This window comes from Megasphaera sp. (assembly GCF_047831605.1).
Taxonomy (GTDB): Bacteria; Bacillota; Negativicutes; order Veillonellales; family Megasphaeraceae; genus Megasphaera; species Megasphaera intestinihominis.
The window spans coordinates 271,204-294,534 of sequence record NZ_CP181255.1; the positions used below are offsets into that span (position 1 = coordinate 271,204).

General features: G+C 61.5%; 27 protein-coding genes and 1 riboswitch. All 27 genes read right to left on the reverse strand.

The window, feature by feature from the left end:
* Positions 1–339 precede the first annotated feature (339 nt).
* The 27 genes from cobK to trkA all read right to left on the reverse strand — a co-directional run bounded on the left by cobK (position 340) and on the right by trkA (position 23,248).
* Positions 340–1,047 (reverse strand): precorrin-6A reductase, encoded by a 708-nt coding sequence (gene cobK / locus ACFWUB_RS01380; RefSeq protein WP_292105701.1) that lies wholly within the window; start codon positions 1,045–1,047, stop codon positions 340–342.
* Positions 1,044–1,772, reverse strand: a complete 729-nt coding sequence (gene cobJ, locus ACFWUB_RS01385; RefSeq protein WP_020723783.1) for a precorrin-3B C(17)-methyltransferase — start codon at positions 1,770–1,772, stop codon at positions 1,044–1,046. Before cobJ ends, cobK begins: the two co-directional genes overlap by 4 nt.
* Positions 1,773–1,785: 13 nt before the next feature.
* Positions 1,786–2,832 (reverse strand): cobalt-precorrin 5A hydrolase, encoded by a 1,047-nt coding sequence (locus tag ACFWUB_RS01390; RefSeq protein WP_292105697.1) that lies wholly within the window; start codon positions 2,830–2,832, stop codon positions 1,786–1,788.
* Positions 2,829–3,629 (reverse strand): precorrin-4 C(11)-methyltransferase, encoded by an 801-nt coding sequence (gene cobM / locus ACFWUB_RS01395; protein ID WP_020309854.1) that lies wholly within the window; start codon positions 3,627–3,629, stop codon positions 2,829–2,831. Before cobM ends, ACFWUB_RS01390 begins: the two co-directional genes overlap by 4 nt.
* Positions 3,626–4,762 carry a cobalt-precorrin-5B (C(1))-methyltransferase CbiD gene (gene cbiD, locus ACFWUB_RS01400; protein WP_302511612.1) on the reverse strand — a complete coding sequence of 379 codons (1,137 nt, stop codon included), beginning with the start codon at positions 4,760–4,762 and terminating at the stop codon, positions 3,626–3,628. The genes cobM and cbiD overlap by 4 nt, the downstream gene beginning before the upstream one ends.
* Positions 4,763–4,881: 119 nt before the next feature.
* Positions 4,882–5,658 carry an ABC transporter ATP-binding protein gene (locus ACFWUB_RS01405; RefSeq protein ID WP_416184077.1) on the reverse strand — a complete coding sequence of 259 codons (777 nt, stop codon included), beginning with the start codon at positions 5,656–5,658 and terminating at the stop codon, positions 4,882–4,884.
* Between the two features lie 3 nt (positions 5,659–5,661).
* On the reverse strand, positions 5,662–6,657 hold the full coding sequence (locus ACFWUB_RS01410) for a FecCD family ABC transporter permease (RefSeq protein WP_416184078.1): 996 nt from the start codon (positions 6,655–6,657) through the stop codon (positions 5,662–5,664).
* The gene (locus ACFWUB_RS01415; RefSeq protein ID WP_292105688.1) at positions 6,650–7,606 is read right to left on the reverse strand and encodes an ABC transporter substrate-binding protein; all 957 of its coding nucleotides are present in this window, start codon (positions 7,604–7,606) and stop codon (positions 6,650–6,652) included. Before ACFWUB_RS01415 ends, ACFWUB_RS01410 begins: the two co-directional genes overlap by 8 nt.
* A gap of 14 nt (positions 7,607–7,620) precedes the next feature.
* Complete coding sequence (locus ACFWUB_RS01420) at positions 7,621–9,978, reverse strand: TonB-dependent receptor plug domain-containing protein (protein WP_416184079.1); 2,358 nt, start codon at positions 9,976–9,978, stop codon at positions 7,621–7,623.
* Entirely contained in the window at positions 9,975–10,388 is a 414-nt protein-coding gene (locus ACFWUB_RS01425; protein WP_020309860.1) for an ExbD/TolR family protein, read from the reverse strand. Before ACFWUB_RS01425 ends, ACFWUB_RS01420 begins: the two co-directional genes overlap by 4 nt.
* A 2-nt stretch (positions 10,389–10,390) precedes the next feature.
* Complete coding sequence (locus ACFWUB_RS01430; RefSeq protein WP_292301936.1) at positions 10,391–11,005, reverse strand: MotA/TolQ/ExbB proton channel family protein; 615 nt, start codon at positions 11,003–11,005, stop codon at positions 10,391–10,393.
* Positions 11,006–11,128: 123 nt separating this feature from the next.
* A riboswitch (cobalamin riboswitch) is annotated at positions 11,129–11,306 on the reverse strand.
* Between the two features lie 34 nt (positions 11,307–11,340).
* Positions 11,341–11,790: a hypothetical protein gene (locus ACFWUB_RS01435; protein WP_020309862.1), complete on the reverse strand. Its 450-nt coding sequence runs from the start codon at positions 11,788–11,790 to the stop codon at positions 11,341–11,343.
* Complete coding sequence (locus ACFWUB_RS01440) at positions 11,765–12,283, reverse strand: PilN domain-containing protein (protein ID WP_020309863.1); 519 nt, start codon at positions 12,281–12,283, stop codon at positions 11,765–11,767. Before ACFWUB_RS01440 ends, ACFWUB_RS01435 begins: the two co-directional genes overlap by 26 nt.
* Positions 12,284–12,295: 12 nt before the next feature.
* Positions 12,296–13,051: a hypothetical protein gene (locus tag ACFWUB_RS01445; protein WP_416184080.1), complete on the reverse strand. Its 756-nt coding sequence runs from the start codon at positions 13,049–13,051 to the stop codon at positions 12,296–12,298.
* A gap of 15 nt (positions 13,052–13,066) precedes the next feature.
* On the reverse strand, positions 13,067–13,501 hold the full coding sequence (locus ACFWUB_RS01450; protein WP_292260261.1) for a hypothetical protein: 435 nt from the start codon (positions 13,499–13,501) through the stop codon (positions 13,067–13,069).
* Positions 13,498–13,965, reverse strand: a complete 468-nt coding sequence (locus ACFWUB_RS01455; RefSeq protein ID WP_416184081.1) for a hypothetical protein — start codon at positions 13,963–13,965, stop codon at positions 13,498–13,500. The genes ACFWUB_RS01450 and ACFWUB_RS01455 overlap by 4 nt, the downstream gene beginning before the upstream one ends.
* Complete coding sequence (locus ACFWUB_RS01460; protein ID WP_302491161.1) at positions 13,865–14,380, reverse strand: hypothetical protein; 516 nt, start codon at positions 14,378–14,380, stop codon at positions 13,865–13,867. Before ACFWUB_RS01460 ends, ACFWUB_RS01455 begins: the two co-directional genes overlap by 101 nt.
* A complete protein-coding gene (locus tag ACFWUB_RS01465) occupies positions 14,319–14,744 on the reverse strand; it encodes a hypothetical protein (RefSeq protein ID WP_239639551.1) in 426 nt (141 codons plus the stop codon). The genes ACFWUB_RS01460 and ACFWUB_RS01465 overlap by 62 nt, the downstream gene beginning before the upstream one ends.
* Positions 14,738–15,190 (reverse strand): prepilin peptidase, encoded by a 453-nt coding sequence (locus ACFWUB_RS01470; protein ID WP_020309868.1) that lies wholly within the window; start codon positions 15,188–15,190, stop codon positions 14,738–14,740. The genes ACFWUB_RS01465 and ACFWUB_RS01470 overlap by 7 nt, the downstream gene beginning before the upstream one ends.
* A gap of 4 nt (positions 15,191–15,194) precedes the next feature.
* Entirely contained in the window at positions 15,195–15,560 is a 366-nt protein-coding gene (locus tag ACFWUB_RS01475; protein ID WP_020309869.1) for a competence type IV pilus major pilin ComGC, read from the reverse strand.
* An 18-nt stretch (positions 15,561–15,578) separates the two neighbouring features.
* Positions 15,579–16,628 carry a type II secretion system F family protein gene (locus ACFWUB_RS01480; RefSeq protein ID WP_416184082.1) on the reverse strand — a complete coding sequence of 350 codons (1,050 nt, stop codon included), beginning with the start codon at positions 16,626–16,628 and terminating at the stop codon, positions 15,579–15,581.
* The gene (locus tag ACFWUB_RS01485; protein ID WP_370841891.1) at positions 16,625–17,590 is read right to left on the reverse strand and encodes a type IV pilus twitching motility protein PilT; all 966 of its coding nucleotides are present in this window, start codon (positions 17,588–17,590) and stop codon (positions 16,625–16,627) included. The genes ACFWUB_RS01480 and ACFWUB_RS01485 overlap by 4 nt, the downstream gene beginning before the upstream one ends.
* A complete protein-coding gene (locus ACFWUB_RS01490; RefSeq protein ID WP_298677045.1) occupies positions 17,584–18,627 on the reverse strand; it encodes a GspE/PulE family protein in 1,044 nt (347 codons plus the stop codon). Before ACFWUB_RS01490 ends, ACFWUB_RS01485 begins: the two co-directional genes overlap by 7 nt.
* A gap of 109 nt (positions 18,628–18,736) precedes the next feature.
* Positions 18,737–18,886 carry a hypothetical protein gene (locus ACFWUB_RS01495; RefSeq protein WP_020309873.1) on the reverse strand — a complete coding sequence of 50 codons (150 nt, stop codon included), beginning with the start codon at positions 18,884–18,886 and terminating at the stop codon, positions 18,737–18,739.
* 92 nt (positions 18,887–18,978) lie between these two features.
* Entirely contained in the window at positions 18,979–20,433 is a 1,455-nt protein-coding gene (locus ACFWUB_RS01500; RefSeq protein WP_416184083.1) for a TrkH family potassium uptake protein, read from the reverse strand.
* A gap of 10 nt (positions 20,434–20,443) precedes the next feature.
* Positions 20,444–21,898: a TrkH family potassium uptake protein gene (locus ACFWUB_RS01505; protein WP_416184084.1), complete on the reverse strand. Its 1,455-nt coding sequence runs from the start codon at positions 21,896–21,898 to the stop codon at positions 20,444–20,446.
* A 3-nt stretch (positions 21,899–21,901) separates the two neighbouring features.
* Positions 21,902–23,248: a Trk system potassium transporter TrkA gene (gene trkA / locus ACFWUB_RS01510; protein WP_020309876.1), complete on the reverse strand. Its 1,347-nt coding sequence runs from the start codon at positions 23,246–23,248 to the stop codon at positions 21,902–21,904.
* Positions 23,249–23,331 lie beyond the last annotated feature (83 nt).

A 23,331-nucleotide genomic window follows, 5' to 3' on the forward strand; every position in this document is an offset into this window, starting at 1 on the left:
CAGTCCGCAGACTGCTCGAACTCAGATGCCGCGGTGCGGCAACAGTTTCAAACGGACAACATCACTTCGAGTAACCCTCGCTCGCAAAAATTTCCCGAACGGGGCTATTTTTCGCGAACTGCGTCTTCCCTATTTGCCTGAATAGATATGTGTAAAAAGCAACCTCTCAGTCAGCTGCGCTGACAGCTCCCCTATGAGGGGAGCCTTGCTCTTAAGCCTCCCCTCATAGGCCCTTTTTAGCCCGTCAGGTGCTGACCGTAGGGAAGCTCAGGGCGGTTGCCAAAACAGAGAGATGGGCTGGAGGTGGCTCAAAGAGCCGGAGAGGTTGCTTTCTTGTCATTACTCTCCCCGTTCGATGACGATGACCGTGGCGCCTGTTTGTCTGGCAGCTTCTAATTTTTCCTGGAAGCCGCCGGTGTGGCCGGAGTTCTTGGTGACGACGTAGTGGGCGCCGGTCTGGCGGAACATGGCCGCATTGAGTTCGGTCGTGAAGGGGCCCTGCATACAAATCACGTGGGCCGGCAGGTAGCCTAGATCCAGGGCCCGGTCCAACGACGGACGGACGGGCAGGATGCGGGCGTAGATGCGCTGGGCATAATCGGGAATCTGGGCAAAGGAATCCAAGTCCTTACTGCCTGTCGTCAAGAAGATGGGCCCCGTCGTGTGATTCAGGACTTCGACAGCTTCGCCGACGGAATGGACGGCGATGCAGCCAACCTGGTCCTCATAGCGGCCGCGCCGGCGCTGGATGCGGCGGTACGGGACGCCGACGGCAGCACAGGCCTGGCGGATATTGGCCGTCACGACTGTCGCATAGGGATGGGTCGCATCGATGACCTGAGCGATAGCCTGTTCCCGGAGAAAGGTTTCCATCTCCCCTTCGTCCATGCGGCCGGTCACGACGGTCACGAAAGGGCTTTCAGGCACTAACGAAGCGCCGTAATCGGTGGCGACGGACACGTAAGCCCGGATATGACAGCAGTCGGCATAATGGGCTAGTTTCCGCCCTTCTGTCGTGCCGCCGGCAATCCATACGGGGCTCCTCATAAGTGATATCCCCGCGGTGTGACCAGTTTGCCATGGATGTTCCGGGTCTGGCTGTTGCCGATGAAGACCGTACAGAACATATCCAGGCGCATCTTGCGCAGTTCGCCCAGGGTCAGGACCGTCACTTCCTGGCCTTCGCGGCCGATATTGCGGACGATGCCGGCCGGCGTATCGGCTGGCTGATGGCGCAAGATGATGTCACAGGCCTTTTCCAGATAGTCTGCCCGCTTCTTGCTGGCCGGATTGTACAGGCAGATGACGAAGTCGCCGGCAGCGGCACAGTCGAGGCGGTTGGCGATTTTTTCCCACGGCGTCAGCAAATCGCTGAGGGAAATGAGGCACGTATCGGCGACCAGCGGCGCACCGAGCAGGGCCGCACCGGCGCTGGCAGCGGTCACGCCGGGAATGACGACGATGTCGACGTCGTCATCGGCAGCCACTTCGTGCATGATGCCGGCCATGCCGTAAATCCCGGCATCGCCGCTGGACACGATGGCCACGGTCTGCCCCTGCTTGGCCCGGTCCCGGACCATGCGGCAGCGTTCGACTTCTTTGGTCATGCCCGTCGTGACGAATTCTTTATCAGGAAAATAATGACGTATCAAATCAATATAGGTGTCGTAACCGACGATGCAGTCGCAGCCATCGAGGATTTCCCGGGCCTGCAGGGTCATGCCCTGCAGGGAACCCGGTCCGATGCCGACGACATAAATACGATGTTTCATAACCTTTCTCCTTTCAACATGCAAACCGGACCTGGTAGCGTTCGCAGGCTACGGCTACGGTGATGCCGCGGCGGCTCTGTTTGGTGACGATGAGGGTCCCTTGATGGCTGGCCAGGACGGCAGCCCGTTCGCAGACGTTATCCGTGCCGACAGTCTGTTTGACGAAATCGGACGCCGTAAAGTCGCCTGGCACGGCATTGAGTTCATCGGCCGTAAAGAAGTGCAGCGGCCATTGCTGGGCCTTGGCAAAGGCCAAGAGACCGGCTTCATCCTGCTTGACGTCGATGGAGCTGACGTCGGCAATGGCGTCGGGCGACAAGTTGGCCCGCTGTAGGACGGCATTGACCCAATAAGCGATGTCTTTGGCCGGCGTACCCTTGCGGCAGCCGATGCCGATGTGGACGATGACCGGCCGGGCGACGACAGTCGTGCGGAACACGGGCACGTGGGCTTTGGTCGTGATCACCAGGCCGGCGTCGCCATGGAAGGCATAGACCAGGCCCGGCGGCAGCGGCCCCTGCAGGGGGAAATCGCTGTACACGCCGGCAGCGCCCTTTTCCAGTATGGCAGCGGCAAAGGCCTTGGCATCGTTCAGGGACGACAGGCGCAGGCCCTGGCGGGCCGCCCATTCATCGACGGCGAACAAGGCGTTGACATCGGTCGCCGTCGTCACGACGGCCTGGCCTTCCAGTTCTGCAGCCAGACGGCGGGCGATGGCATTGGCGCCGCCGATATGACCGGACAGGATGGGGATGACGAACTGGCCCTTCTCGTCGATGACCAGGACGGCCGGGTCCAGGTCTTTATGGCGGATAAAGGGCGCAATAGTGCGGACGGCAATGCCTGCGGCGCCGATGAAGACGACCAGCCGGGCCGCTTCAAAAGCCCGGGCCTCTTCATCGTGGAGATTGGGTGTAAACGGCAGGACCCCTTCCTGGACGACAGCGAATTTCTTCAGCGACGCCTGGCGGACGTCCCAGCCGCCTCCCCGCAAGCAGGCAGCGACGCGGCAGCCCAGGGCCGTCCCGGCCTGGGTAAAGGACAGGACGACGGCTTTCATGGTTCCGTCTCCTGACCGATATGGTCGCCGTACTGCTGGTCCTCCGGCGCCGCCTGGCGGCAGCCGTGGGTAAAGGCCGGATGATACAAAAGGCTGCGGTCATAAGCCGGCCCCAGCACCTTGCCGACGACGATGAGAGCCGTCTTGGAAATGGCATGGCGCCGGGCCGTTTCAGCCAGGGTGCCGACCGTGCAGGTATAAGTCTGTTCTTCTGGCCATGATGCTTTGTAGACGATGGCTGCCGGCGTATCTGCCGCATAGCCGCCGCGCAGGAGTTCGGCCTGGAGGCCGTCCAAGAGGGATGCGCTGAGGAAAATGACCATCGTCGCCTGATGAGCGGCGTAATCGGCGATTTTCTGCTTATCCGGCACGGGCGTCCGCCCTTCCATGCGGGTGATGATGACCGACTGGCTGATGCCCGGCAGGGTATATTCGGCCTGGAGGGACGCGGCAGCGGCACAGAAGGAGCTGACACCGGGTACGACGTCATAGGCGATGCCCTTCTGGGCGAGGATGTCCATCTGCTCGCGGATGGCGCCATAGACTGATGGATCGCCCGTATGCAGGCGGACGGTCATCCAGCCCTGGCCCTCCCCTTCTTCCATGGCCGCCACGACGGCTTCCAACGTCATGCCGGCGCTGTCGAGGATGCGGCAGCCTTCTTTGGCACAGGCCAGCAGCTGTGGGTTGACCAGGGAGCCGGCGTAAATAATCTGGTCCGCTGTTTCCAGTAATTTCTGGCCGCGGACGGTAATGAGGTCGACAGCACCGGGACCGGCGCCGACAAAGTGTATCATCGTAGTTCCCCCTTCGTATGCAATGCAAGAAATTCTTTGGCCCGCGACGTCAGGCCCAGGACGCCGTAGGCATTGGAAAAGACGACGGCCGCCGTCGGGATTTCACCATGGGTCCGCTGGTCCATATAGGCCTCGATTTTCTCACAGACTGCGGCCATGACCGGTTCCAGCAGGTTTTGTTCCTTCAGCAGGCGCACGGCTTCATCCGTCGTCAGGCTGTCGTAAATCTGACGGGCCAGCTGCCGTGAGGCACCGGCAAAGACGGCTTCCAGGGCCAGGAGGGTCGTGCGGCCGTCGGCATAATGGGAATGGGTATTCATGATGCCTTGGGCGACTTTGACCAATTTGCCGATATGGCCGATGACCAGGACGTCGGAAAAGCCTTTGTAGGCGGCATAATCAAGGGTTTCGCCGACATAGTTGCTGATGGTCACGCGCTGGCTGACGTCGACGCCCAGATGGTCGCGGCTGAAATCGACGCCGTAATTGCCGAAAAAGGCCAATAAATGGGTCTGGCCGGCAGCGCGGCGGGAATCCATTTCCGTATGGATCGTATCGACCAGGGCCTGTTCACTCATAGGGTCGACGATGCCCGACGTCCCCAGGACGGACAGGCCGCCGACGATGCCCAGGCGCGGGTTGAAGGTCTTCTGGGCCAGGCGCTGGCCCTCGGGGATGGACAAGGTCAGGCGCAGGCCGCCCGTATAGCCGCACTGCCGGCAAGCCGCTTGCAGGGCTTCGGTAATCATGCGGCGCGGCACGGGGTTGATGGCCCAATCGCCGACGGCACAGGCCAGGCCGGGCTGGGTCACGCGGCCGACGCCGATGCCGCCGACAATGGACAGGCCGGACGGCGTCTTTTCGACGGTCCCGTAGACCAGCATGCCGTCAGTGATATCCGGGTCGTCGCCACTGTCCTTGCGGATGGCGCACGTCGCCGACTGTGGACCGAAAGAGACGTCTTCCGGGATGAGCTGGAGGACCGTCCCCTGCGGCGTCTGCAAGGATATGGCTTCGACGCGGCGCCCGGTCAGGACCATGATGGCCGCCGCCTTGGCCGCCGCGGCCGCACAGGACCCGGTCGTATAGCCGCAGCGCATTTTCTTCCCTTCTTTGACCGTGAATAGTGACATGGTATATTTCTCCTTTTATCGTTTTTCGTTCGTCGTTCGTCGTGATGGATGGTTATTTTTTTAAACCTTACGTCAAATGATGAACGTATTTAACAAAACTTCACTGATAATCTGACGTGTCATTGCAACACAACGATGGCCGAACGGCCGTCACTGGTGGTGACGATGTCGGTCCGGACGGAAAAGACGTCCCAAAGCCGTTCCGGTGTGAGGACGGCCTGGGGTGGTCCCGTACAGACCAGGGCTCCGTCTTTCATGATGACGACTTCGTCGGCATATTGCCAGGCCTGATTCATGTCGTGCAGGACGACGACGATGGTCTTCTGCCAGCCCTCATTGATGCGGCGCAGGAGGTCGAGGATGCGCAGCTGGTGGTGCACATCGAGATACGTCGTCGGTTCGTCCAGCAAGAGTATGGGCGCATCCTGGGCCAGCAAGACGGCCAGCCAGGCCCGCTGCTGTTCGCCGCCAGAGAGGTGCTGCATGACCTCGCCAGCATAGGCTTCGAGGCCGACGGCCTGGATGGCCCGGTCGACGGCGTCCCGGTCTTCCCGGCTCCGGCCGCTCCAGAGACGGCGGTAAGGAAAGCGCCCCATGCCGACTAAGTCGCGGACGGTCACATCAGGCGGCACGTCATGGATCTGGGTCAGGAAGGCCATTTCCCGCGACAAGGCCTTACGGGAAAAATCATGGACCTCGCGCTGACCCAGGCGGATAGAGCCGCTGGCTGCGGGAATCATGCAGTTCACGGCCTTGAGGAAGGTGCTCTTGCCGCAGCCGTTGGGGCCGATGATGGCTGTCACCTTCCCTTTGGGCAGGGCTACGCTGAAATTATGGAGGATGGTCCGCCGACCGCGCCGGACGACGAGGTGCTGGACGGTAATGGCATCAGCCATGGCTCACACTTCCTTCCGCAGGAGAAATAAGAAAAAGGGCGCCCCTATAAAGGCCATGATGATGCCTACGGGCAATTCGGCCGGTGCCAGGATGAGCCGGGCCGCCGTATCGCTCAAGGTCACAGTCGCCACGCCGAAGATGGCCGAACCAGGGATGATGTAGCGGTAATCGGACCCGACCAGGAGGCGCACGATATGTGGCACGATGAGGCCGACGAAGCCCAGCAGACCGGCAACGCTGACAGCGCTGGCAGCCAGCAGGGCGGCGACGGCCGTCAGGCCCAGGCGGGCGCCTTCGACAGACAGGCCCAGGCTGCGGGCCATATCATCGCCGAGCTGGAGCAGGTTGAGATAATAGGCGCCGACAGCTGATAAAGCCAGGCCGATGACCGTATACGGTGCGATGGCCGTCACGTCTTTCCAGCTGCTGGCCGCCAGGCCGCCGACCATCCACAGCAGGGCTCCGTGGACGCGGTCGCTGTGAAAGATGAGGATGCCCGAAATGATGGCCCCCAGAAAGGCCGACACGGCGACGCCGGCCAGGATGATGCGGACAGGCACGATGCCGTCTTTCCAGGCCAGGAGGTAAATGACGGCGGCTGCGGCCATGGCGCCGATGAAGGCTACAGGCGTCATCCAGAAGAGATAAGCCGGCCAGACGATGAGGACGACGATACCGGCCAGGCCGGCGCCGGCTGAAATGCCGATGATATGCGGGTCGGCCAGGGGATTGCGCATGACGGCCTGGAGGATGGCACCGGACAAGGCCAGGTTAGCCCCGACCAGGGCTCCTGTCAGCGTCCGGGGCAGGCGGATATTCCAGATGATCTGATCCGCCGTCCGGGCCGACGGCTGCCAGAGGATCTGCAGGACATCGGCCGGCGTAATGGCGGCAACGCCCTGCATGACCGACAGCAGGCAGCCTCCCAGGGCCAGGAGGACAAAGACAGCCAGCATGAGCCAGCGCCAGCGGGTCCGATAGCAGCCTTCCCTATTCATGAGCCGACTCCGGATAGACGAGCCGGGCCATATAGGCTACGGCCTTGGGGTAGTCCAGGCCCGGATTGAGGAGGAAGTATTTTTCCGGCAGGACATAGACCTGGCCCGCCTTGACGGCCGTCAGGGCGGCCCAGGCCGGATTGCCCTGGATATCTTCGCGGATGCGTTTTTCAATCTTATCGGACGACCCCATGGAGGTCAGGAAAATGACATCCGGGTCGGCCTGGACCAGGCTTTCCATACTGTAGGGGATGCGCGTCGTCTGGCCGTCGCCAGCGGCATCGGCAGCGATATTCTTCAAGTGCAGGAGATCCGCCATGTCGCCGGCAATACTCGACGGCAATTCGGCCGATACGGAACTGGGTGTCACGTGGAGGATGGCGACCCGTTTCCCCTGGGCCGGTACGGCATCGGTAACAGCATGGACGGCCTGGTCCAGTTCGTCTTCCTTGGCCTTGGCTGCCTCTTCTTTGCCATAGACCTTGCCGATGACCTCAAGGTTGCGCTTAACGTCGTCATAGGTCTTGGTCTTGAGGACCAGGACCGGGATGTGGCTCTCTTCCAACTGGGCCGCCAATTTTTCGTGGTGGTCAGCGCTGGCAATGACTAAATCGGGCTGGCAGGCCAGGACCTTTTCCAGGCTCACGTTGTAGACAGGTCCGACGTCCGGCACATGCTGATATTTTTCCGGCAGCGATGCATCTTCGGCTTTGACCGTCGCCCGGCCGGCCAGGTCGCCGTCGACGGCAGCGGCGAAGTTGAGGAGCGATGTCGACAAGACGACGACGCGCTGCGGTTTCTGGGCCAGAGTGACGACCGTTCCCCGGTCATCGGTCACGACGGCATAGGCCCCGGACGAGCCGCTGCTTTGGCTAGCGTCGTTCTGAGGCGCACAGCCCGTAAGCAGGACCAGACAAAAAGCGACGATGAGCAGACAAATTTTTTTCACCGTAAAGGCACCTCCTAAAACTTTCTCTTTACGCCGACCTGCCAGTTGCGCCCGGCAGACGGATAATTATGGTACAAATCATAAGCCTCGTCGTTGAGATTGTTGACTTTGGCATACACGGTCGTCGCCGCATCAGGCGAATACGACGCGCCGACATTCCAGACGACGTAGGAATTATTGCGGTAATACGTATCGTTGCGCCCGGTCCCGGCGGTCATATCGGCATTGGCCTGCCATTTGCCGTTGTGATAATGGACACCGGCATGATAGCCGTTGGGCTGATTATAGGTCGTATCGAAGGCCAGGCCTTCCCCTTTGTCCACTTTCGTGCGGATGTAGGAATAACCTGCTTCATAGTCCCATTTATCGTTGACTTTCTGCTTCCACGTCAGCTCGAAGCCTCGCTTGTCTTCTTCATCGAGGTTCTCTACTTCGTGGTATGTCGGATTTGATCGGTCCCAGCGGATGACGTGCTGCAAGTTGCTGTGGAAGATGCTGCCTTCGATGTTCGTCTTGGGACCAGCCTGATACTGGAAGCCCAAAGTCTGGGTATAGCCTTCTTCGGGCTGGAGATTTTCGTTGCCCTGCGACGTAATCCCGCGGGACGTCGTCACATAGAACTGGTCGTTCAGGCGGGGCGGCGAAAAGACGCGGCTCCACGAGGCGTAGACGTTGAAGGCGTCATTGGCCTTGTAATTCATGGCCAGGCGCGGCGTCTGGTGCGTCCCAAAAGTGCTATTCCGGTCCCAGCGCAGACCCGGCGTGACCGTGAATTTGCCGAACGTCAGGGCATCTTCGGCATAGAAAGCCTGATTATGACGTTTTTTGTCGATATAATGGGCTTCATAATTGGTCCCCATATCTTCCGTCCATTCGGCACCGGCCGTCAGATGCTGGTGCGGGCCGAGCTGCCAGTTATCCCGCCACTCCAGGCCCTGGGTGCGGGTGAAATAATGATTGGACCAGTACGTCCGCTGGTAATCGTTGAAATAGCGCAAAAAGCCTGGCTGAGCCGTTTCTTTCTTGAAATGATAGGTCACACTGTAGTCGTTGATCAGGCGGTCGATAGGCTTATTGGCCGTCAGGTACCAGCCCGCCGGGTCGGCTTTATACGTCGAACCGTGGCCGTGATAATCTTGATGATAGGCCTTCACGGTCAGGGACGTATGGTCCGTCAGGTCCTGGTCCAGCCGCAAGGATAAGGACTTCCTGGCAATATCGCCGCGGGAATGGTCCGTATTGGCTCCGTGAGGAAAGGCATAGTATGCCCGCTGCTCCAGGTCGCCGCTGACGAGCCAGCTCGTCGCGCCAGCCCGGCCGCTGTGGGTCAGGGTATAGCCGTGCATCCCCCAGGAACCGGTGTAGGCATAGAGGGAAGATTCGCGGCGGTCCCCCTTCTTGGTAACGATATTGATGACGCCGCCGACAGCGCCGCTGCCGTAGCGCACGGAGCCGCTGCCCTTAGTGACTTCGATGTGGTCGATAGCCCCGACACCGGGCAGGCTGGTCAAATCGACGCTGCCCCGGCCATAGCCGGAGCCCTGGGCATTGGCCAGACTCTGACCGTCGACGAGGATCAGGACCCGGTCGTCACCATTGAGCTTGACATAAGAAGAGATGCCAGGCACCATTTCATTGACGGTCACGCCGGTGACGCGCTGCAAGGCCTGCTGGACCGTCGTATCGTGATGGCTTTCCATATCCTTGGCCGTAATGACTGTCGTGTTGGACTGATTGGGTGGGATGGTTGGTGTAGGTGGTTGCATCTTTGCTTCCGATAACTTTACAGGTAGTTTTTCCCGAATGGCATCGAGGACGTCGGCGACGACATCGGGTACGTGCAGATTCCCGGCCGGCGCGGCGGCCTCATCCTTTCCCGGCCCGGCAGCCCAGCCGCGGCCGCCGGCTGCTGAACCCGTATGGCCGCTGAGACGTTCTGTCCCAGCCTGGGCCGACGGCTGGGAGCCCTTTGCCGCACCCTTTACAGAGGGCTCCCCTTTGCCGCTTTCCGTCTTGGCTGCATAAGTCATCCCGTCGGCACCGGCTTCATCCGGATCAGGCGACGCAACATCGGAGGCTGCCACAGCCCTGTCCGAAGATTCCGGGGATTCCGGTCCTTCCGGTCCCCTATCACGGCCATCCGGCTGAGAAACACGGCCCTCATCCGTATCGGTGCCAGCCGCGTCGTGACCGCCGGCACCGGCCAGGTCGTCGGCGTTATAGACCATGACGCCGGTTACGCCGTCCTGGCGGGTGTAATGATGGATCAGCGTGAAAAAACCGCCAGCTGTCAGGGCCAGATAGACGGCGACGTGGAGCGATACGGAAACGCCGGCAGCGACGCGGCCCCGTCGTTTTTCCCAGGGCTTCATGGCTGGCCTCCCTTGTCGGCGGCCAGGCCGATGTGGGCGATACCGGCCCGCTTGAAGGCATCGAGGACGTCGGCGACCTGACCGTAATCGAGGCCCCGGTCGGCGCAGAGGACGACGCTGAAAGCGCTGTCCTGACGCTGCTGGTCCCGAGCCGAAGCCAGGAGCTCATCGGCCTTGACGGGCTGTCCGTTGAGCCACAGGGACCCATCGGCCTTCAAGGTCACGACGTACTGGGCCGACGGCTGGGCCTGGGCGGCCGAAGCCCGCGGCAGCTGGACGCCGAGGCTGTGCAAATCGACCATGGACAAGGAGGTCATCATGAAGAAGACCAGCAAAAAGAACATGATGTCGATCATGGGGATGATCATAATCGACGGCTGTTCAAAATCGCGAATATTACGGAGGCGCATGGTCACTGCCCCGCTTTCACAGGCATCGTTTCCAATGCGGAAAAACACATTTCCATATCCGTAATGATGCGGTCCAGGCGCTGGGTGAAATAAGAATGGACGGCCAGGGCCAGGATGGCGACGCAGAGGCCGAAAGCCGTGGCGATGAGCGCTTCGCCGACGCCGCCGGTAATGGCCACGGCCTGGCCGGACTGGACATTGAGGATGCTGAAAGAGCGGATCATGCCGCTGATCGTCCCCAAGAGGCCCAGGAGCGGCGCCATGGTGACGATGACGCTCAGATAGTAGAGACGGCGGCGCAGTTTGGCCACGAAGATGCCCGACTGCATTTCGACGAAGGCCTTGACGTCAGGACCTGCCTGATGCTGAAAGACATCCTGCAAAATGAGGGGCAGGCCGCCGCGGCCGTCCATGGCCAAGCGCTGGGCCTGGTCGTAGCGCCGCAGCTTCATCTGCGTGTAGAATTGTTCGGCAAAGGCTTTCCCGGCGTCCATGTCTCCATAGAAAATCGCCCGTTCGATGCCAATGTAGCCGACGAAGAGAGAACAGGCCAGGAGCAGGTACATGACCGGCCCGCCTGCCTGAAATAACTGAAAACCCTGTAAAATCGCTTCCAAAATACCCTCCTGTCCGGCCTGCTGACGTGTCGAATGAAGGTACAAAATCAAAAGGAGCCGTCTTGTAGCGACAGCTCCCTTACGTATCTTTTTTACAATCTCCTTCCCATCGCTCGCAGGTCTATCGGTGATTATCCGTCAGGCAGTTCTTCTGGCTTGGCTTCCTGGCCATGGCTGCGCCTTCCCATACTTCGTACAGTGACATCGTTGCAGCCTGGCTCCACCCTACAGCGGCGGGACCGCGCCGGCATTGGACCGGCTTCTCTATTGAGTCTATGACACCTGACCTATTTCAAACTTACAAACATAACTATATCATGCCCAGCGCCAGACTGTCAATGAAGGGCTGCCCCGGCCTTTCCGTCCGGTGAGACCTCGACAGTGACGACGCTGCCCCCTTCACCCCGTTCCCAGCGGAGGATCTGGCAGGTCCCCAGGGGACAGGCAGCGGGCCAGTCGTTGAGCCAGGCCAGGAGGTCGGCAAAGGTCCCGGTCAGGACCAGCGTCTGCCGACTCCCTTCGCGGACGGACTGCTGCCACGACAAGAGCTGGACGTTCCGGGCCGCCAGGGAGGCCGCCACATCAGGGCCGGCATCAGGCTTTGCTGCCTCCCGCTTCTCCTGGGGCCGGGCCCGATGGGCATACGGGGCCAGCTGACGGTGGACGCCCTGCCAGCCCTGCCAGGTGTGATACGATGAGATGGCAAAGCAGGCGGCTATGGCAGCCAGCACGGCGAGGACGGGAAAGGCCCGCTGCCAGTCAGCCCTTCTTCGCCAGGCCTTCATGACGGCTCACCTCCAGGGAAAAAGGGATCCCCTCGCCCCGGTCGGGCTGCATCTTGGCCACGGCGGCCTGGCCCATGCCCTGCTGCTGCAAGGTCCGCTGCCACTGCTGAGGCCGGTCCGCAGCGGACGCCCGGCCTTGGATGACGACCCGGCCGGCCTGACTGCTCACGGTTTCCACGACGAGCCCGTCGGGTTTGGACGAAGCCAGGGCCACCATCAGGTACGGCGTCAGCAGCGGGCCGTCGGACGGCCCTTTCTTGGCGCGGTCGGCCAGGGCCTGGCTGCGCCGGATGGCATCATTGCGCTGCTGTATCTGCTGCTGCACGGGATAGAGATAGTCTGTATAATAGGCCTTTTCCCGTTGGATCTGATACTGAAAAAAGAGGCCTGCCCCGGCACAGACAGCCAGCATCAGCCCCAGGGCCAGACAGGCCGGCCGCTGCCAGCGGCGATGGTCCTGGCGGTAGCTGGCCGGTACGAGGTTGCATTTCATGATTCTCCCTCCTTACAAGAAAGCCAGCATGGCCGTAGGCTGGGACACGTGGTAAGCATCCATCAGGCGGTGCACGGCTTCGCTCGGCCCGGCAGGCTGCCATTCCGTCTCGTCTGCCCCATCCGGGAGCCAGCGGAAGACCGGCCCATCAGCCGTCGGCACAGCCGCCTGTACGTCATAGGCCAGGGGCAGGCCGTCGCGCAGGCGGACGCGGTGCTGCTGGCCATCGGGGGCTTCCTGAAAGGCCAGGGTCCCCGTACCGGTTGGCCAAAGGCGCCCCAAAAAAGCAGGCAGCAAGTCGATGGACTGGACGACGGCTCCGGCAGCCCCGGCAGCCCGGCAGATAGCGGCGACACATTCGGCCGGATAGGCGCCGACCGTCCAGTCACCGCTCCCGTCACCGCCTTTCGACGGACAAGCCGCCTCGAAGTCATAAGGCCGCCCTTCTTCACTGACCAGGCCGGCACCGGCGATGAGGGCATCGGCTTCCTGCCGGTCTGTCGTCCCCAGGGACAGGCGCTTCCAAAGGACGCTCGGCCCGCCGATGAGGACGCGCAGGCGCCAGCCAGCCAGGCCATAGCGCTGCAGGAGTTCTGGCAGACAGGACTGGACGCCCCCTTCCTGGCCCATCCAGTCCGGGTCCCGCTTGGTTTCATAGTCGCGATGACCCTGGCGGAAGGCCACGCGTCCATACCAGGTCCGTTTCGTCTTCAAAAGATGGACAGACTGTCCATTCAGCCATAAACAGGCATTTTGTTGCCACCACATAAGCTCACCTCTCTACTAATTGACATACTGTACGAAATGCAGCACGGTCCGGCCCTGTTCATCGGCCGTCACGGCAAAGTGCAGGCCGCACGTCTGCTGGACGCCCGTTCCCGGCGCAGCGGCCCGGGCCTGCAGATAGCCGCCCGGCGTCTGACCGGCCGGCTGATACTGGCAGCGGACGGTCAGGATGTCCCCAGGGCCAGCCAGCCCTTCTGCCCGGGGCACGGCCATGGCCTGGCCCGCCAGAAAAGCGTCCGGGTCCTGCCGCAGCTGGTTCCAGCCCTCACAGAGGGCGCTTTCGGCCAAATAGGTCAGCCGCACGGTCTCTTCATAGGTCCGGGCCATCTGGAAGTGCTGCCACGCCAGGGTCGCCGCCGTCAGGGCCAGACTCAGGGTCAGTACGGCGACGGTCACGATAGAAAAAGAAAAGAAGCCATTACATCGTTTCATGATTCACCTTCATTCAGAGGACACACGGCAAACTGCACGGGCCGGGACAGGCCGCTCCGCCGTTCTTTTAGGAGAAAGGCGACTTGTACGGCCTGGCCGATCCGGGAGAAAAAGGGCCGACCGTCCAGGGGCTGGATGACCAGGGCCCGGCCCTGGACGGTGCTGCCGCCGCCTGTCAGGGGCTGATAGTTGCCATCGCTGAGGCGGACATACAGGCCTTGATGGCGGACGGCAAAGCCCTTCACGGTGCCCTTGGCCGTGCGGAAGCGGACCTCCTGAGGACGGACTTCAACGTCCCAGCCATAGCGCAGGGCCTGGAACAGCGTTTCTTCTACGCTGACGTGCTGCCGCAGCAGGCCTTCTTCAATCTGGCAGCGCCAATCCAGGCGGGCCGTCTGTCCCGCCAGGGGCAGCAAAGCCGTCAGGGTCAGGGCCGACAGGCTCAAGGCCAGGAGTACGTCCAAGAGGATCCAGCCGTTTTTCTTCGGTCCCTGCCGGCACCAGGAGCCGGCAGGAAACATGGGGGCCATGGTCATCACCTGCCTCTACCTGCCAAAGGACATAGCCCTCGCCGAGAGCCGTCTGCGCATGCGTCACCTCATAGGTCCGGCCCTGGATGACGACGCGGTCTGATGGCGGACAGCCGCTCTTCCAGCCTTCCATGACCTGCCGGCAGACCATGGCTGCCAGCTGCCGCTGTCTGGCCTGGTCATGCAGTCTGACGGCCTGGAGGGAAAGGCCCAGGGCCGCCGTGAACAAGCAGGCTCCGAGGAGCAGGCCCGCCAGGCCGTCGGTCAGGAAAAAGAAGCCATTGGCCTCAGGCGATACGGATGCGCCCGGTCTGCGCCGCCACGACGATAGAACGCGTATAGGCCCCATCGGGCGAAGTAATGACCACAGCCATCGTATGCTGCGGACGACCATCGACAGCAAAGTGTACATCTCCTTTCGTTACCTGCAGGCCCGGCGGATAGGGCCGTTCTTTGACCCGGATGTAGCCTTCCTGGAGGACGTAGCGCTTTTCTTCCAGGACCAGTTTCCAGCGGCCGTTGCTCTGGTTGTTGCCGACACAGCGCTGGCGGACCTGCTGCATATCCAGGGCCATTTCCCGCGCCAGGCCATCGACGGCCTGGTGGCTGCGGCTGCGCTGACCGGCAGTGAGTCCCAGGCCCAGATACAAGAGCAGCAGGCCCAGGGCCAGCATCAGGCCGGTCAGGCTGATAAAGCCGTTCCGCCTCACCATAGCCAGCCTCCGGGCCAGGCGCGCTGGAGCGGTTCCTGGGCCAGCCACCAGCCGGCCAGGAGGAACGGGCCGAAGGGAATGATCGTCTTCCCTGTGCGGAAACGGTAGAACAAGGCCACGAGCGCGGCCAGGCCAAAAGAAGTGACTGCCATGGTCCAGGCCCCCCAGCCCGGGCAGCCCGGCGCCAGGGCCAGGGCCAGCTTGATGTCGCCGCTGCCGATGGAACCGGGCCAGAGACCATAGAGGAGCAGGAAGAGGGCGGCGACGCCCAGGGAAACGGGCCAAAAGGGCCGGACCAGACCGGCATAACTGGCGGCGCCGTTGCCCACAGCCAGGGCCAGGACGGGCGCGTCGGCAATCCAGCAGCGCCGGATATCGGTATAGCAAATCCAGGCCGTACAGCCGGCTGCCGCAGCGTACCAGAGAGATACAACAGACCCTCCCATCCTATCAGGCCTCCCCTTCCTGGGGCGATGCCGCATCGGACGAGAAATGCTTGTTGTTATAATCGGCGGAAACGACGCCATCAGCTATCTGGTATTCCCCCTTGTCCGGCGTGAGCGGTTTGAATTGCAGATACTGTTTGCCGTCGCTGCCTTGGGTCACTAAATCGTCGACACTGGCCGGGAAGACGCCGTGGTCGATTTCATAGAGGGCGGCGGCATTGCTGATTGTCCGGATATCGGCCTGTACTTTGGCTTCCTGGGCCGTCTTGGTGGCCGATGAGAAACGGGGTACGGCAAAGGAGGCGAAAATCAGGATGAGGGACACACAAATCAACATTTCTAACAGGGAAAAACCATTGCGAGTCTGCATACGAAAAAACTCCTTTCATCAGGTCACGATACTGGATGCCATGTCCAGTAACGGTAAGAGGAAACAAAGAATCAAGACGCCCATCAAGGCGCCGGTCAACAAGAGGACGACAGGCCCGAGCCAGCGCCGTATCCGGCCGGCCAGCAGCTGGAGACGGCTGCCGTAGTAGACGGCAATCGACGCCAGGGCTTCGTCATAGGTCCCGGTCATTTCCCCGACGGCCAGCATGGTCTCGACATAGGGCGTCCCGAAGCGGCCGGCGTGGACGGCCTGGCTGAAGGCACAGCCCCGTTCCAGCAGCAGCCGGGCCTGCCATACGTACTGGCGGAAGAGGCATGATGGCACGACGGCAGCCGCTTCGGACAGGCAGTCCAGCAAGGGGATGCCGCCGGCCAGCTGGACGGCCAGGATCTGGCTGAAGCGCTGCCAGGCCCAGATGAGGAACCACGACGCCATTCCGGGAAAACGGACGATCTGCCGTTCCAGCCTCAGCCGCCACTCGTCCCGCTTCCAGGCCCAGCGCAGGGCAATCAGGGCGCAGCACAGCCCGGCCAGGCCATAGAGGCCGTACTGCCGCAGGCCGTCGAAAAGGGCCAGAACGTACTGCGTCCCTTTGGGCAGGGGCACGGCCATTTGGACCATCATGTCCGTAAAGACGGGAATGATGAACAGGCACGCGCCTGCCGTCAGGGCTGCCAGACAGACCAGGAGGAAGACCGGATAAGCCACGGCCTGGACCAGGAGGCGCCGCTCCCTGCCCTTCCTTTCATAGAAATCGGCCAGGACCTGACAGAGCCCTTCGAGGTTCCCCGTCTGCTCGCCGGCCCGGATGATGCGGCAGGCCAAATCGGGGAAAGCCTGGCTTTGCCGCATGGCCTGAGACGGGCAGACGCCCTGCTCCATCTGCAGGGCCGCCAGATGCAGGGACGGGCGGCAGGCGCCGGGCATATCGCTCAGGAGCAGCTGCCAGGCCTGGACCAGGGGGATGCCGCTGCCGACGAGGACGGCCAGCTGGCGGAAGAACAAAGCCAGCATAGCTGCAGACAGCCGGCGCGGCGGGCGGATCATGACGTCCCTCCCTCACCGCAGCGGCGCAGGGCCTGTTCCATGGTCCGCATCCCCAGGGCCGCACCGGTCTGCATGACCGTCGGCAGCTGATATTCCTTACCGCTGCGGATGAGCTGGACCACAGCCGGCGTACGGACGAGGACTTCCCGGACGATGTCGATCCGTCCCTGCCGTTCCAGGCGGCGCTGGGCCAGGATGGCCTGCAGTACCATGGCCAGGCGGCAGCGGACTTCCTGCTGGGCCTCGCCGCTATAGGCACCGGCCAGGCGGCTCACAGCCTGTGCTGCCGACGGCGTGTGCAGCGTCGACAAGACGAAGTGCCCCGTCTCGGCGGCCGTCAAAGCCGCATCCATGGCGGCCCGGTCGCGCATCTCGCCGATAAGGATGACGTCCGGATCCTGGCGCAGGGCCTGGCGGATGCCTTCGGCAAAGGTCGCGAAGTGCGTCCCCAGCTCGCGCTGCGTAATCAAGGCGGCCTTCCCGGCTTCGACGTATTCAATCGGGTCTTCCAGTGTGACGATATGGCAGGGCCGCCGTTCGTTAATGGCCTGGAGGATGCGCCACAGGGCCGTCGTCTTGCCGCTGCCCGTGGGCCCGCAGACCAGGACCAGGCCACTGGTCAGGCGGCTGAGGCGCTGCAGCAGCGGTCCGTCTCCATCTGGCGGCAGCGACGCTAAAGGATAGAGGAAGCGTATCGTCACATGGAGGCCGGCGTACTCCCGGCAGACGTGGAGGCGGCAGCGCAGGGCGTCGTGCCAGGAAAAGGCGCCGTCGCCCTGGTCCCCGCCGCTCCAGCCGACGGCCTGCAGGACCTGGCGCAGGTCCCCTTCGCTCAAGGGCGGCCCTGGAAGCGGACAGAGGCCCTGGGCCAGGCGCATCATCGGCGGCCGGCCCGTCTGCAGATGAAGGTCTGCGGCCTGCTGACCCATGGCCGTTTCCATCAGTTCCCTTACCTTCACCATGAGCTCCCTCCTTCACAGACGCGGCGTATCTCCCTTTCATCCGTCCGGCCGGCCGCCAGGGTCCGGGCGATGACGTCGGGCAGGAGGACGGCACCATCGGACCGGGCCGCATCCGTCAGGTCCCGGACGCCGGCACAGCGGCGGATGGCGTCGCGGAGACGGCGGCCAGCCGGCACGACTTCGCACAGGCAGAAACGGCCCTGATAAGACCCATCGCTCCTGCGGCAGCGGACCAGGCGCTGGGACACGACGCCGGCCAGGGCATCGGCTGCCAGGTAGGGCGCGACGCCCATATCGGTCAGGCGGATCACGGCCTCGACGGCGCTCGGCGCATGGAGGGTACTGAAGATGACGTGCCCTGTCAGGGCGGCCCGCACGGCGATGCGCGCCGTCTCGCCATCGCGGATTTCGCCGACGACGAGGATATCCGGGTCCTGGCGCAGCAGGGCCCGCAGGCCGTCCTGGAACATCATGCCCCCTTTGGCCTGGACCTGGCTCTGGGAAATGCCCTCCATGAGGATTTCCACCGGGTCTTCCAGGGTCGCAATGCTGACCGAATCGTCCTGGATCTCGTGGATGGCCGCATAGAGAGTCGTCGTCTTGCCGCTGCCCGTGGGCCCGCAGATGAGGATGAGCCCCTGGCGGCAGCGGATGAGCTTTTCCAGACAGCGCCGGGCCTGGTCGTCCATGCCCAGGGCCGAGAGAGCCAGGGGGATGCGCTGGCCGTCGAGGATGCGGATGACGACTTTTTCGCCGCGCACTGTCGGCAGCGTACTGACCCGCAGGTCCAGGCGTCGTTCCCCGTCCTTCCAGACGATGCGCCCGTCCTGGGGCAGGCGGCGGTTGGCGATGTCCAGGCCGGCCAGGACTTTGATGCGGCTCACCAGTTTCTCCAGGCCGCCCTTGTGGAGCGTCCCGGCCTGACAGAGGACACCGTCCCGGCGCCAGCGGATGCGGACGGCGTCGTCCAGGGGCTCGATGTGGATGTCGCTGGCCCCGGCGGCCAGGGCGTCTTGCAGTAACTTGTTTACGTCCATAAAAAAATCTCCTTTCCATAGCTAGCATAGCATGGAAAGGAGACGTCCTGACAAAATTTAATCGTCTTTTAATGAAAAATCGGAAAACGGCGAAAAACTTAAGAATCCTTTAATCTTCCGTCTTGTCCGCCGTTTCTTTGTTGCGGATTTCGCTCAATTTTTCGGCTAATTCGTGGAAGGTCTTCTGGTAGAGATCTTCCTTCTTCTGTTTTTCTTCACTGGCATCGATGGTCTTAGCCATTTGTTCCCAAAAACTCATAGGTAATCCCCCTTTGATAAAAGATAGAGTAACGTTAAGATTGTCTTTATTATACGGCAAAGGGATGGCGTCATGCAAGGGATTTCCCCCAATTACCAGCTGTTGCGGTGGCGCCAGAAGGACGGCATGAGGATAGCCAGGACCGGCAGGGCTTCCAGGCGGCCCATGAGCATGGACAGGCAGAGGGCGACTTTGCTGAGCGGCGGCAGGGCCGAACAAGTAGCCGTCGCACCGAACTGGCCGAATCCTGGCCCGCAGCTGCCCATGGTCGAGACACTGAGGCCGATGGCATCGAAGATGGCCACGCCGTCAAAGACCATGATGAACGTCCAGAGGACGCCGAGCATGGTGTAGATGAAGAAGAATTTGGCTACGCCGTAAATGAGGTCCATCGAGAATTCTTCGCCATTAGAACGGATGTGCAGGACCATGTTGGGATGTATCTTCTGGCGGATGATGGCGGCAATGGTCTTGACCAGCAGCATGACGCGCGTCACTTTCAGTCCGCCTGTCGTCGAACCGGCACAGCCGCCGATGAACATCAGGACCAGGAGGATGAATTTGGAAAAGACCGGCCACTGTTCAAAGTCGTTGGAGACGAAGCCCGTCGACGACGAAATGGACACGGACTGGAAAAAGGCCTGGCGCAGGGCTTCGATGCCGTCCCACTGCTGGGCCAGGACCAGGTTGAGGGCCATGGCCGCCGTCGAGATGGCGACGATGGCCAAGTAGACGCGGAACTCCGTATCGCCGAGGATGACTTTGCAGCCCTTCTTCCAGGCCGCGACGTACATGCCGAAGTTGGCGCTGCTGATGAGCATGAAAAAGGACAGGCAGCATTCGACGACAGGGCTGTCGAAATGGGCGACGCTGTTATTGTACGGCGAGAAACCGCCCGTAGCGATAGTGGCAAAGGCGTGGTCGGCTGCGATGAGGAAGGACATGCCGCAGAGCATGAAGACGACCGTCGAGGCAACGGTAAAGACGACGTACACCGTGAACAGGGCCTTGGCCATCTCCTTGATGCGCGGCAGGGCCCGGTCCGACCGGGGGCCTGTGCTTTCGGCATTGAACATGTGGACGATGCCCTTGCCGAACTGAGGAAAGACAGCGATGAAGATGACGATGATACCCAGGCCGCCGAACCAGTGGGTCAGGGCCCGCCAGAGGACCAGGCTGGCCGGCATGGCTTCGATGTCGTCGATGACCGTCGCCCCCGTGCAGGACAGGCCGGAAATACATTCAAAGACACCGTCCAGGACGGACAAATAGCCGCCGGCAGCATAGGGAACCATGCCCAGGAAAGTGACCATGATCCAGCCCAGAGCCGTAATGGCCACGCCTTCGCGGACAGTCAGGCTGTCCGTCGGCCGATGGCCCTGCCACATGAGCAGGCGCCCTATGAGGAGGCTGATGACAATGGCCACGAGGAACGCGGCGATACTGGCTTCCCCATAGAAAAGGGCGACGACAAAGGGAATCATCAAGGCCAGCCCGCAGGCCTGAGCCAATTTCCCCAAGACAAATAAAACAATTCGTATATTCATGGTGTACCTCCTACCAGCGCCGCCGCAGATAACCGAATGCGGTCTGGATGACGACGAGGAAGGAAAAGATTTCGACGCGTCCTAAAATCATGAGGAAACTGCAATACAGCTTAGTCCATGCCGGCAGGACGGAAACGTCGGCTACGCCGAAGAGGTCCATCGTCGACCCGACACTGGACAGGCAGCCTACGGCCATCCCCATGGCCTGCATGGGCGTGACGCCGGACAGGGAAATGATCAGCATGGAGACGAAGAACGTCGCCATGAAGAGGAAGAAATAACTGAGGACACGGCTGATGATCTTCATATCGACAGGGACGCCGTCGATTTTCAAAGAAATGACCATGTGCGGATGTAGGGTCCGGCGCATTTCCTGGGCAGCCATCTTGAAAAGGACCATGAAGCGCATGACCTTGAGACCGCCTGTAGCCGAGCCGATACAGCCGCCGACAAAGGCCAGGGCAAAGAGGACGTACTTGTCGAATTCCGGCCAGGTGCTGTAGGCGGCTGACGAAAAACCGCTGGTGCTGATGAAGGACAGGACCTGGAAAAAGCCGTAGCGCAGGTTATCCCAGCCGTCGTAGACGCCGAAACGCCACAAATGGAAGGATACGAGGCAGCCCGTGACGACGACGACGGTCAAAAAGGTCCGCCATTCGGCATCGCAGACAAGGCTCTTGAAGTCGCGCCGTTCCCAGCTCTTCCAGTAGAGGAGGAAATTGCCGCTGGCCAGGAGCATGGATACAGCTCCGGCCGCTTCCAGGGCCAGGCTGTCATATTGAGAAAAATCGAAGAGCGAATCGCCGCCGCTGGTGGACATGGTCATGAGTCCCTGATTGACGGCCATGCCCAAAGGCAGGCCGGCCAGGACGTAGAGGACCATGGAAAAGGCCGTAATGGCCAGGTAGATGAGACCGGCCTGGCGGGCCGCTTCCTGCATGCGGGCCACCATGGGGCTGAAGGATACGCTCTGATGGACGGACAAGGTCAGGCCGAAACAGCCGCTGACCTGGGGCATGACCGATACCAGGAGGAGGATGAAGTTGAGGCCGCCGAGCCATTCCATGAGGCTGTGCCACAACAAGAGCGACTGCGGCAGGCCGGCCCCGCCGTCAGCCAGGCACGACGTCCCAGTCGTCGTAAAAGCCGAGACGCTTTCAAAGAAGGCGTCGACAGGCGATGCGAAAGTGCCGGCCATGACGTAGGGAATCATACCCAAAAGGCCCAGGAGGAACCAGGCCGATACCATGTACCAGGCCCCCTCCCCCGGTCCCAGGTGGCGTTTGTGATGGCGGCCGCGGTAACGGCAGAACGCCGCTGCAAGCAAGGCGGCGGCCAGGGCCGGGGCAAAATAGACCAGGCCCGCTTCACCCCACCACAAGGCGGACAGCAGAGGGATGAGCAGCGCCAGACCGTTGATCAGGGCCAGGCGGCTGACGAGATAAAAGACGATACTGCGGTTCATGGTCTATTCCCTGCCTTTGAAGTACTTCATGACCTTCTTGGAATATTCCGTCTGGATGAAGAGGATGATCCGGTCGCCGGCCATGAGGACGGACTGGCCGTTCGGGATATAGGCTTCGCCGTCACGGACATAGGCGCAGACCAGACATTCCTTGGGCAGGCGGACATCCATGAGGCGCTTTCCGGCTACGGGAGCCCCGTCCTGGACGATGACTTCCACGGCTTCAGCCTTGGCCCCTTCCAGGAGGGACACGGAGACGACACCGCCGCGGCGGGCAAAGGCCAGGACTTCGCTGGCCGACAAGAGGCGTGTCGACAAGACGATATCGACGCCGACCTTTTCCATGAGGTCGCCGTATTCGATGCGCGACACGCGGACGATGGTCTTCTTGGCGCCCAAGTGCTTGGCGATGAGGGCCAACATGAGGTTCAGGCGGTCGTCATCGGTCAGGCAGATGACGACGTCGGCATCGGCAATGCCTTCCTGTTCCAGGAGGTCGATGTCCGTGCCGTCGCCGCAAATGGCCAGGCCGTTGTCCAGGAGTTCTGCCACCTGGCGGCAGCGTTCGCGGTCTTTATCGAAAATCTTGACCTTGATGCCTTCCTTGTCGAGCATGGGGGCCAAAAAACGGCCGGACCGGCCGGCGCCGATGATGATGACCCGTTCGACCATCTTCGTGTCGCTGGGGACGAAGTTCTCACTGAATTTCTCGATGGCCTTGGGGTCGCCGATGAAATACGCATTGTCGTGCGGGAACAGGCAGTCATCACCATGAGGGATGATCATGCGGTGATCGCGGAAAATCATGCCGGCCAGGATGGACGGCGGCATGTTCATATCCTTAAAGGGGATGTTGATGAGCGGCGAATGGCGGCGGACCTTGGTTTCAAAGAGCCGGACCTTGCCGTTGGCGAAGTCTTCGACGTTGAGGGCGGCCGGCGTCATGAGGATGCGGTTGATTTCACGGGCCGTGATCATTTCCGGATTGAGCATGAGGTCGATGTCGAAATTCTGCTTCAGATAATCCTTGGCTTCCGACAGGAACTGCATGTCCCGGATGCGGGCCGCCGTGTACTTGATGCCGTGTTTCTTGGCCATGATACAGGCGACCATATTGACTTCATCGACAGCCGTACAGGCGACGAGGATATCGGCACCGCGGATATCGGGATCGTTCATGGTAATCGGGCTGGCCCCGTTGGCCAGGACGGTCAATACATCGAGATTATTCTTGACGACTTCCAGCCGTTCTTCATTATGATCGACGACGACGACGTCGAATTGTTCATTCGATAAGAGCTCGGCAATACTGTACCCCAGCTTGCCAGCCCCTACGACAACAATACGCAAAGGAAAGACCTCCTTGTAAGTTTAATCTTGATTGAGAAAAAGGGGCCTCACACGATGGCACAAACCACCATGTTCCAGCCCCT

Excerpts from the sequence above, each read along its gene's own strand:
- cobK (WP_292105701.1), bottom strand. The coding sequence starts at position 1,047 with ATGAGGAGCCCCGTATGGATTGCCGGCGGCACGACAGAAGGGCGGAAA.
- cobJ (WP_020723783.1), bottom strand. The coding sequence starts at position 1,772 with ATGAAACATCGTATTTATGTCGTCGGCATCGGACCGGGTTCCCTGCAG.
- ACFWUB_RS01390 (WP_292105697.1), bottom strand. The coding sequence starts at position 2,832 with ATGAAAGCCGTCGTCCTGTCCTTTACCCAGGCCGGGACGGCCCTGGGC.
- cobM (WP_020309854.1), bottom strand. The coding sequence starts at position 3,629 with ATGATACACTTTGTCGGCGCCGGTCCCGGTGCTGTCGACCTCATTACC.
- cbiD (WP_302511612.1), bottom strand. The coding sequence starts at position 4,762 with ATGTCACTATTCACGGTCAAAGAAGGGAAGAAAATGCGCTGCGGCTAT.
- ACFWUB_RS01405 (WP_416184077.1), bottom strand. The coding sequence starts at position 5,658 with ATGGCTGATGCCATTACCGTCCAGCACCTCGTCGTCCGGCGCGGTCGG.
- ACFWUB_RS01410 (WP_416184078.1), bottom strand. The coding sequence starts at position 6,657 with ATGAATAGGGAAGGCTGCTATCGGACCCGCTGGCGCTGGCTCATGCTG.
- ACFWUB_RS01420 (WP_416184079.1), bottom strand. The coding sequence starts at position 9,978 with ATGAAGCCCTGGGAAAAACGACGGGGCCGCGTCGCTGCCGGCGTTTCC.
- ACFWUB_RS01425 (WP_020309860.1), bottom strand. The coding sequence starts at position 10,388 with ATGCGCCTCCGTAATATTCGCGATTTTGAACAGCCGTCGATTATGATC.
- ACFWUB_RS01435 (WP_020309862.1), bottom strand. The coding sequence starts at position 11,790 with ATGAAGGCCTGGCGAAGAAGGGCTGACTGGCAGCGGGCCTTTCCCGTC.
- ACFWUB_RS01440 (WP_020309863.1), bottom strand. The coding sequence starts at position 12,283 with ATGAAATGCAACCTCGTACCGGCCAGCTACCGCCAGGACCATCGCCGC.
- ACFWUB_RS01445 (WP_416184080.1), bottom strand. The coding sequence starts at position 13,051 with ATGTGGTGGCAACAAAATGCCTGTTTATGGCTGAATGGACAGTCTGTC.
- ACFWUB_RS01450 (WP_292260261.1), bottom strand. The coding sequence starts at position 13,501 with ATGAAACGATGTAATGGCTTCTTTTCTTTTTCTATCGTGACCGTCGCC.
- ACFWUB_RS01460 (WP_302491161.1), bottom strand. The coding sequence starts at position 14,380 with ATGGGGCCTATACGCGTTCTATCGTCGTGGCGGCGCAGACCGGGCGCA.
- ACFWUB_RS01465 (WP_239639551.1), bottom strand. The coding sequence starts at position 14,744 with ATGGTGAGGCGGAACGGCTTTATCAGCCTGACCGGCCTGATGCTGGCC.
- ACFWUB_RS01470 (WP_020309868.1), bottom strand. The coding sequence starts at position 15,190 with ATGGGAGGGTCTGTTGTATCTCTCTGGTACGCTGCGGCAGCCGGCTGT.
- ACFWUB_RS01475 (WP_020309869.1), bottom strand. The coding sequence starts at position 15,560 with ATGCAGACTCGCAATGGTTTTTCCCTGTTAGAAATGTTGATTTGTGTG.
- ACFWUB_RS01480 (WP_416184082.1), bottom strand. The coding sequence starts at position 16,628 with ATGATCCGCCCGCCGCGCCGGCTGTCTGCAGCTATGCTGGCTTTGTTC.
- ACFWUB_RS01485 (WP_370841891.1), bottom strand. The coding sequence starts at position 17,590 with ATGGTGAAGGTAAGGGAACTGATGGAAACGGCCATGGGTCAGCAGGCC.
- ACFWUB_RS01490 (WP_298677045.1), bottom strand. The coding sequence starts at position 18,627 with ATGGACGTAAACAAGTTACTGCAAGACGCCCTGGCCGCCGGGGCCAGC.
- ACFWUB_RS01495 (WP_020309873.1), bottom strand. The coding sequence starts at position 18,886 with ATGAGTTTTTGGGAACAAATGGCTAAGACCATCGATGCCAGTGAAGAA.
- ACFWUB_RS01500 (WP_416184083.1), bottom strand. The coding sequence starts at position 20,433 with ATGAATATACGAATTGTTTTATTTGTCTTGGGGAAATTGGCTCAGGCC.
- ACFWUB_RS01505 (WP_416184084.1), bottom strand. The coding sequence starts at position 21,898 with ATGAACCGCAGTATCGTCTTTTATCTCGTCAGCCGCCTGGCCCTGATC.